The 7,992-nt window shown below is 48.0% G+C and carries 10 protein-coding genes and 1 rRNA gene; 3 read left to right on the top strand and 8 right to left on the bottom strand.

The genetic code is table 11. The features are described 5' to 3' along the window. Positions 1–122: ribosomal RNA gene (locus tag IX95_RS21385) — 16S ribosomal RNA — on the bottom strand; the annotation flags it as partial. Positions 123–636: 514 nt separating this feature from the next. On the opposite strand from IX95_RS21385, the gene IX95_RS21380 reads away from it, so the two are divergent. Continuing rightward, positions 637–1,188 carry a gamma carbonic anhydrase family protein gene (locus IX95_RS21380; protein WP_038163882.1) on the top strand — a complete coding sequence of 184 codons (552 nt, stop codon included), beginning with the start codon at positions 637–639 and terminating at the stop codon, positions 1,186–1,188. On the opposite strand, the gene IX95_RS21375 is transcribed toward IX95_RS21380, so the two are convergent. From IX95_RS21375 to IX95_RS21360, 4 genes are all read right to left on the bottom strand, one after another. Continuing rightward, on the bottom strand, positions 1,178–1,444 hold the full coding sequence (locus tag IX95_RS21375; protein ID WP_038163880.1) for a DUF1488 domain-containing protein: 267 nt from the start codon (positions 1,442–1,444) through the stop codon (positions 1,178–1,180). The two genes, IX95_RS21380 and IX95_RS21375, sit on opposite strands and share 11 nt — an antisense overlap. Then, positions 1,444–2,277, bottom strand: coding sequence for a shikimate dehydrogenase (gene aroE / locus IX95_RS21370; RefSeq protein ID WP_038163879.1), 834 nt, complete (start codon positions 2,275–2,277; stop codon positions 1,444–1,446). Before aroE ends, IX95_RS21375 begins: the two co-directional genes overlap by 1 nt. Positions 2,278–2,352: 75 nt before the next feature. After that, on the bottom strand, positions 2,353–3,270 hold the full coding sequence (gene hemF, locus IX95_RS21365) for an oxygen-dependent coproporphyrinogen oxidase (RefSeq protein WP_038163859.1): 918 nt from the start codon (positions 3,268–3,270) through the stop codon (positions 2,353–2,355). A 21-nt stretch (positions 3,271–3,291) separates the two neighbouring features. Continuing rightward, positions 3,292–3,849 carry an L-threonylcarbamoyladenylate synthase gene (locus IX95_RS21360; protein WP_019274031.1) on the bottom strand — a complete coding sequence of 186 codons (558 nt, stop codon included), beginning with the start codon at positions 3,847–3,849 and terminating at the stop codon, positions 3,292–3,294. A 196-nt stretch (positions 3,850–4,045) separates the two neighbouring features. Between IX95_RS21360 and purE the strand changes: the two genes are divergently transcribed. Then, the gene (purE, locus tag IX95_RS21355; protein WP_006957519.1) at positions 4,046–4,531 is read left to right on the top strand and encodes a 5-(carboxyamino)imidazole ribonucleotide mutase; all 486 of its coding nucleotides are present in this window, start codon (positions 4,046–4,048) and stop codon (positions 4,529–4,531) included. A gap of 4 nt (positions 4,532–4,535) precedes the next feature. Beyond that, a complete protein-coding gene (locus tag IX95_RS21350) occupies positions 4,536–5,669 on the top strand; it encodes a 5-(carboxyamino)imidazole ribonucleotide synthase (RefSeq protein ID WP_038163857.1) in 1,134 nt (377 codons plus the stop codon). Between the two features lie 49 nt (positions 5,670–5,718). Here IX95_RS21350 and IX95_RS21345 read toward each other — a convergent pair whose 3' ends face one another. The 3 genes from IX95_RS21345 to dprA are packed head-to-tail and all read right to left on the bottom strand — an operon-like array spanning position 5,719 to position 7,916. Then, complete coding sequence (locus IX95_RS21345; RefSeq protein ID WP_038163856.1) at positions 5,719–6,303, bottom strand: DNA topoisomerase family protein; 585 nt, start codon at positions 6,301–6,303, stop codon at positions 5,719–5,721. Positions 6,304–6,318: 15 nt separating this feature from the next. After that, on the bottom strand, positions 6,319–6,798 hold the full coding sequence (locus tag IX95_RS21340) for a DUF494 family protein (RefSeq protein WP_006957516.1): 480 nt from the start codon (positions 6,796–6,798) through the stop codon (positions 6,319–6,321). A 2-nt stretch (positions 6,799–6,800) separates the two neighbouring features. Next, positions 6,801–7,916, bottom strand: coding sequence for a DNA-processing protein DprA (gene dprA / locus IX95_RS21335; protein WP_038163852.1), 1,116 nt, complete (start codon positions 7,914–7,916; stop codon positions 6,801–6,803). Between the last annotated feature and the right edge of the window lie 76 nt (positions 7,917–7,992).

Here is a 7,992-nt window from a genome sequence, read left to right as displayed (position 1 = left end):
CCGTCCGCCGCTCGACGCCGTTATCGTTCCCCGAAGGTTCAGACAACTCGTTTCCGCTCGACTTGCATGTGTTAGGCCTGCCGCCAGCGTTCAATCTGAGCCATGATCAAACTCTTCAATTTAAGATTTTGTTCGGCTCAATGAATACTGAACATTACATAAAGTAATGTTTGAATTGACTGTGCTGAATCCGAAGATTCAATGGTCACTTCGTATCATTGAAACCTAATTTGATACCGAAGTATCGAATTGGATTATCATCAACGAGTGCCCACACAGATTGATAGGTTTATATTGTTAAAGAGCGTTCTTCTTTTGTGATTAACATCACTTCGGAAGAGGCGGTCATTTTAGCGAGATAAAGTTTAGTGTCAACCACTTTTTTCAAACTTATTTTCAAGTGTTTCCACTTGGCTAATCGACCTTGCTAACTGGGCTTCATTGTTTCGAAACATAAGCTTCGAAGCGTTCCCGTGTCAGCGAGGGGGCATTATAGAGATCGACGTCACGTTGGCAACCCCTTTTTGCAGTTTTTTTTGATTTTTTTGCCGTTTGAGTATTTTCTATTCAAAGATAGCTATTTTCCTTACTCTTCTACCTCTGTTTATCCAGAATTCCTCTATATAAGGAGAAAAAATGAGCGCCTTGCGTAGTTATAAAGATACACGCCCCGTCATTGGTGAGCGTGTCTATATTGATCAGAGCTCAGTATTGGTGGGCGATATTAAAATTGGCGATGACTCGAGCATCTGGCCTTTGGTTGCGGCTCGCGGTGACGTCAATCATATTCACATTGGCAAGCGAACCAATGTCCAAGATGGCAGCGTATTGCATGTTACGCACAAAAATCAGGAAAACCCTGATGGTTACCCGCTTATAATTGGCGACGATGTCACTGTCGGCCATAAAGTGATGCTACATGGGTGCATTATCAAAAACAGGGTGCTGGTAGGTATGGGCGCGATTGTATTGGATGGGGCGGTAATAGAAGAAGACGTCATGATTGGCGCTGGCAGTTTGGTCCCACCGGGAAAAACTCTCGAAAGCGGCCACTTGTATGTAGGCAGCCCAGTCAAACAGGCACGTCCTCTTAATGAGAAAGAACGCGCCTTCCTACAAAAGTCAGCCGACAATTATGTGCAGAACAAAGAAGATTACCTGCATCATGTCGACGTGATTAGCAAATGACTTCGACTTGCCCTGACTGATTGAAGGTTTCGTCTTCAATCAGCTCTTCGGCTAACTCTTCCAGGTCAAATCGGTGATGACTAAAGCAAACGAGAGCTTGCTCAGCACCTTGAAGTTTTTGCCCAGCCAATACTTCCAGCTGATTCAAGGTAACCACGCACTCTATCAACGCGCCTGACTGCTGCGCGGGAAACACGATTGCTTGCAGGTGGCAATCCCAATGCTGCATATCGGGAAACAGAATCGACTGATTCATTACATACCCTCTAGATTCTTTCTTAATTCGCGTAGAATTTGTTTTGTCCCTGGTCGGATGCCTCGCCATAACATAAAACTTTCCGCAGCCTGCCCCACCAGCATGCCCAAGCCGTCGTATACCACCGCCGCATTATGCTCAATTGCCCACTGGTTGAATGTCGTGTGACCAGAGCCATACATCATGTCATAAACTGTAGAGTTAGATGAGAAGATTGCCGATGAAATCGCAGGCAACTCGCCACTGAGACTGGAGGACGTCGAGTTGATGATAATATCGTAGCTCTGTTCGATGTGTGCCATCTCAACTGCTTTGATCGAACCAAAGCTCGCGAACATCTCTTGTAACGTCTGCGCTTTGGATAAGGTCCGGTTGGTAATCACAATTTCAGCAGGTTTTTGGTCAAGCAAAGGCTTGATTACACCACGAGCCGCTCCTCCTGCACCGATCAAGAGAATTCTTGCCCCTTCAATCACGACCTGATTCTGCAGTAGGTCCTGTACCAGCCCTTCACCATCGGTGTTATCACCCAAGATCTCGCCATCGTCGAGCTTTTTCAGCGTATTGACGGCTCCCGCCAACTGAGCCCGCTCTGTTAAACGTGTCGCCAGTCGGTAGGCATCTTCCTTGAATGGCACTGTGACATTGCATCCTTTTCCGTCTTGAGCAAAAAAGGCTTCAGCTGCCGCAACAAATCCATCCACCGGAGCCAGCTCAGCAGAATACGTTAATGACTGATTGGTTTGACGAGCAAACAGCGTATGAATAAAGGGAGACTTACTTTGGCTTATCGGGTTTCCAAAAACGGCATAACGATCTATCTGCTGGGTCATATCCTTACCTACTCAAAACAAAAAGGGCCATTGCAAACCAATGACCCTATCATTAACCCTATAAGGAAGAAAGTGTTACCAATCGCGAGGCTTCAAGTAGTCCTGATATAGCTCTGCTTCATGGGTTCCCGGCTCCACCTGGTAACTGTATTCCCATCGCGCCAGTGGTGGCATCGACATCAGAATCGACTCCGTACGGCCACCACTTTGCAGGCCAAACAGCGTTCCGCGGTCATAAACCAAGTTAAACTCAACATAGCGACCACGACGATAGAGCTGGAACTGACGCTCTCGCTCACCGTATTCGGTTGCTTTGCGACGCTCGACAATTGGCAGGTAGGCTTGGCAATACCCTTCACCAACGGCTTTGATGTAATCAAAACACTTATCGAACTCCCAATGATTCAAATCGTCAAAGAACAAACCACCAACACCACGTGTTTCATCACGATGAGGTAGGTAGAAATACTTGTCACACCACGCTTTATGCTCTGGATACACTTCACTGCCGAACGGTGCACACACCTCTTTAGCAGTGTTATGCCAATATTGGGCATCTTCTTCAAACGGATAGAAAGGTGTCAGGTCAAAGCCACCACCAAACCACCAGATAGGCGCTTCACCGTCTTTCTCGGCAATAAAGAAACGCACATTAGCGTGAGATGTCGGGATATAAGGGTTTTTCGGGTGCATGACCAAGGACACGCCCATCGCTTCAAATCGACGGCCTGCAAGTTCAGGGCGATGTGCCGTAGCCGACGCTGGCATTTCTTTTCCCTGTACGTGCGAAAAGTTCACACCACCTTGCTCAAATACAGCCCCCTCTTTCATCACTCGAGTGCGGCCACCACCACCTAAACGTTCACCAGGATCACGACTCCACGCATCTTCTATAAACTCAGCATGGCCGTCGGCCTGTTCAAGTTGCTGACAAATGGAATCCTGTAGCTCCATCAAGAACTGTTTCACTGCTTGCTTGTCGATGGCTGACATGTTTCTACTTCCTTTGCAGGGTTAACCCTGTCTTAATACCTTGGATGTTTTTGCGTCGCGAATTTCACTTGGCTTGTCTCGCCCACCCGTTTCTCCCGCCAGAATTGCAACTAAGCGATCACCGAGTTGTTGCTCCACTTCTGCGGTTGTCATACAAGGGGGTTCACCGGTCAAATTTGCGCTGGTAGAGGTTAACGGCTTTCCAAGCGCATTACACATCTTTTGTACCAAAGGATGATCGGTCACACGCACCGCAATCGAGTCAAACTGGCCTGAAACCCAATCCGACACTTTATCGCTGCACGGCATGATCCAAGTAACAGGGCCAGGCCAAGTCTGATGGACTTTCTGTAGCTGCTCATCCGTCAGCTGAGACTCGTCAATGTATGGCAGCAATTGTTCATAGCTAGCAGCGATCAGGATCAGACCTTTTTCCACTGGCCTTTGTTTCAGTTCTAATAGTTTCTGAATCGCTTCAGGGTTATCAGGATCGCAACCAACACCGAATACCCCCTCCGTCGGGTACGCAATCACTTCACCGTTTTTCAGAGCCAACAGAGCCTGCTCAAAATTATCCACTGATTCTTTCCTGTCTGATGTACTGTCTAATCACTAAGTTTACAAACAATCATTGGTAGTGACTAAAGCTATTTATTTATAAATTGTGTCAATCTGGATTTAAACTTCGCGCAAACGTTTGCTTGAGAGTAAAATCCCCGTATAATGCGCTCAAATTTATCTGCTCATCAATAGAGTTGCATTAAAGGAGTTTAAGATGAAAGTCGGTATCATCATGGGTTCTAAATCTGACTGGCCAACCATGAAACTAGCAGCAGAAATGCTGGATCAGTTTGGCGTCGAATATGAAACAAAAGTGGTGTCAGCTCACCGTACTCCGCAGCTTCTTGCTGATTATGCCAACAGCGCTAAAGAGCGCGGCCTGAAAGTCATCATTGCCGGTGCTGGTGGCGCTGCTCATTTACCAGGCATGGCGGCCGCTTTCACTAGCTTACCTGTTCTCGGTGTCCCTGTTCAATCGCGTGCACTAAAAGGGATGGACTCTCTACTATCAATTGTTCAAATGCCAAAAGGTATCGCGGTAGGCACATTGGCCATTGGCGAAGCAGGTGCGGCGAATGCGGGCATTCTCGCGGCTCAGATCATCGGCACACATGATGACGCCGTGATGGAGAAAGTCGAAGCATTTCGCAACCAGCAAACTGAAACCGTGTTAGCGAATCCAAACCCGGCAGAGGACTAATCCCATGCAAGTGTTAGTGCTTGGAGCGGGACAGCTGGCACGCATGATGTCACTGGCTGGCGCTCCTCTGAACATCGATATTATTGCGTATGATGTCGCGAGCGAGAACATCGTCCACCCACTGACTCAGTCGCTACTGGGCAAAGGGTTGAACAATGCCGTTGAGAAAGCAGATGTGATTACCGCCGAGTTCGAGCATATCCCACATGATATTCTTGATGTTTGCCAAGCAAGCGGAAAGCTCTTCCCCTCTGCAGACGCTATCAAAGCTGGCGGTGACCGACGAATCGAAAAAGCATTGCTGGACAGGGCTAAGGTCCACAACGCCAAATACCATGTAATCCAAACACGCGAAGACTTGGCTCACGCTATTGAGCATGTCGGTATCCCAATGGTACTAAAGAGTGCGTTAGGTGGTTATGACGGCAAAGGCCAGTGGCGACTCAAAGACCCTGCTCAGATAGACGCAATATGGGCTGAGATGGAAACGTGTATTGGCGCCACCGAAAAACAAGCGATTGTTGCGGAGGAGTTTGTTCCTTTTCAACGTGAAGTGTCACTTGTCGGTGCACGCGGTAAAAATGGCGAAGTCGCGGTCTACCCACTTGCAGAAAACGTCCACACCAACGGGGTACTGAGCGTCTCAACAGCCATTGCCGATACTGAGTTGCAACAACAGGCACAAGAGATGTTCACTGCGGTTGCTAACGAGATCAACTATGTAGGCGTTCTGGCCCTCGAGTTCTTTGATTTGAATGGCACCTTATTGGTCAACGAAATCGCACCTCGTGTCCATAATTCTGGCCACTGGACACAACAAGGCGCAGAAACCTGTCAGTTTGAGAATCACTTACGAGCAGTGTGTGGCATGCCACTGGGTAGCACCAAGCTGATCCGCGAAACGTCGATGATCAATATCCTCGGTGAAGATACCCTGCCAGAAAGCGTACTCGCTATGCCGGGATGTCACGTTCACTGGTATGGGAAAGACAAACGCGCTGGACGTAAGATGGGCCACATTAACGTGTGTGGTGATTACAGTGGTGAACTGCAACGTCAATTATCTGCTCTGGCCGAAGTCTTAGACGCGGATGCTTTCGCGGCGGTTCATGAGATCGCGCGTCACATTAAGCACTAGTCATCGCAAACTTAATAAAAACAAAAACGGCGCTGAAACAGCGCCGTTTTTATTGTTCATTCTGGGTGTGATGGCATTTTCGATCAGCACACTGATGTTTAATCCCACTAGCGAGCTTCTTCTCGATCAATAAAGGAAAACCACATTTTTCACACTTACCCTTAACTGGCGGCTGATTGACCGCAAACTTGCATTTAGGGTAGTTATCGCAGGCAAAGAAGGCTTTGCCAAAACGGTTCTTCCTCTCGACCAAATGACCTTTGCCACACTCCGGGCACGCATGTTCTGCTTGAACCTCTTGTTCAGATGGTTGCTCAAGCGACTCGATATGGTCACAGTGCGGATAATGACTGCAACCAATAAACATACCGTAACGCCCTTGGCGCAGCACCAATTCATTCGAGCACTCCGGACAAGGTACGCCCAGCTCTTTAATGATATGGCCGTCATTCTGATGTAAAGGTTGGCTAAAATCGCAGGTTGGATACTGATTACAGCCCAAAAACGGGCCGTGCTTGCCGTGGCGAAGTTGTAGCTCGCCTTCACGCTGTTCAGACTGGCACTTAGGGCACGCTTTATGTTCTAAAGCGTGCTCATGGGCCGAAAACAACTGATGATCTATTTTACCGCTCATAGCCACTCATGGAGTTTAGTGAAGAATACCTTGCTCTTTGGTATACAACAGCTCTTCCATAAGCGTGTAGGCGTTTTCATTACCTGGAACGTTGAACAGCACCATCAGAACAATCCATTTCAGATCATCCAGTTCAAACTCGTCTGTTTCAAGCCCCATGATACGGTCAATCACCATTTCACGCGTCTCAGTCGTCAGCACATTGACCTGCTCAAGGAAAGTCAGAAAACCTCGCGATTCAAGGTTTAAGCGCTCACACTCTTTCGCGGTATAGATACGCGTTGAGGTGGATGTGCTGCAAATGGAAATCGCGGAATGCGTTTCGCTTTGCTGCAATGCAGCCAACTCTTCCAGCCAGACAAGGGCTTTATAGATGTCTTTTTGATGAAAACCTGCACGAAGCAATTCTTCTTCTAGCTCATCTTGATTGACCTGTAACTCCGCATCGCTATGGATGTAAGTTTCAAACAGATACATAAGGATATCCATCATCATAGCTAGCCCCTCCCCTTTCGAATATAGCCACCGGAAACCGCAACAACATGCCCTGAGAGCTCAAGCTCCAAGAGCTGCATCATGACTTCATGCACAGGTATATTGGTCCTGCTTGCAAGAATATCAACTGGTGTAGCCTTACTTCCTACGTTAGCTAACAGCTGAGGAAATGGCAATTCTTCTTTGCAATCAATTTGTTCAAATAGATCGCTTTGCACTGGCGGCTTATTAACATCAGACCAGCGAATCAGACTGTCAATTTCATCGGTTATGTCAGAAACCTGCTGAACCAGACACGCACCCTGTTTTATCAACAGGTTACAACCTCTCGCATGGGGATGATGAATCGAGCCGGGAATCGCAAACACTTCTCGACCTTGCTCCATCGCATAGCGAGCGGTGATCAGAGAGCCGCTTTTCTCTGCCGCTTCTATGACTAAAACGCCCAGTGACAGGCCGCTAATGATTCGATTTCGGCGTGGAAAATTATCGGCTTTTGGCTTCACATTAGGATGGAACTCAGACACCAATGCCCCTTGTTGAACGATTCGTTGAGCTAACTTCTTATGCCGTGCCGGATACACAGAATTTAAGCCACAACCGAGCACGGCGATGGTTTGCCCATTGCCATTGAGTGCCCCATCATGGGCATAACCATCAACGCCTAGCGCCAAGCCGCTGGTCACGACCATGTCTTGCTTCACCAGCTGGGTCGCAAAGCTGCGTGCAGTGTTAAGCCCATCAATACTGGCATTGCGACTGCCCACAATCGCCATTTGTGGCCGAGATAGACTCTCTAGCTGACCTTCAACAAACAGTATTGCTGGCGCAGCGTCAGCCTGTTTCAGTAGTGCCGGATAACGCTGATCACTCAAAGGTAGAATGGTTCTGGCACTTGATTCTGCTTGCCACTCGAAACACGCCTCAATATCCTCGGCAGCTCGGTGTTGGAGATAATTCAGTTGCGAGTCGGAAAAGCCTAAACGGCGTAATGTCTCGGGTGAAGAGTCAATGATGTTAACTGGAGAGTCTACCGCTACCAGACGCTGAAACGTTTTGGGCCCAATCCGCGGCGTAAAGTACAAGCTCAGCCAAGCCGTCAGTTCTTCTTTCGTCATAGGAAAATTTAATCCGGCCTAACACCTTGTTACACGACACTGATGAGCTAGAGAGAGTCAGCCTAAACCTCTTATT

The organism is Vibrio sp. B183 (assembly GCF_000740665.1).
In the GTDB taxonomy this organism is placed as follows: domain Bacteria; phylum Pseudomonadota; class Gammaproteobacteria; order Enterobacterales; family Vibrionaceae; genus Vibrio; species Vibrio coralliilyticus.
The sequence above is the reverse complement of the archived record's forward strand: the minus strand, read 5'-3'. Positions and strand labels throughout refer to the sequence as shown.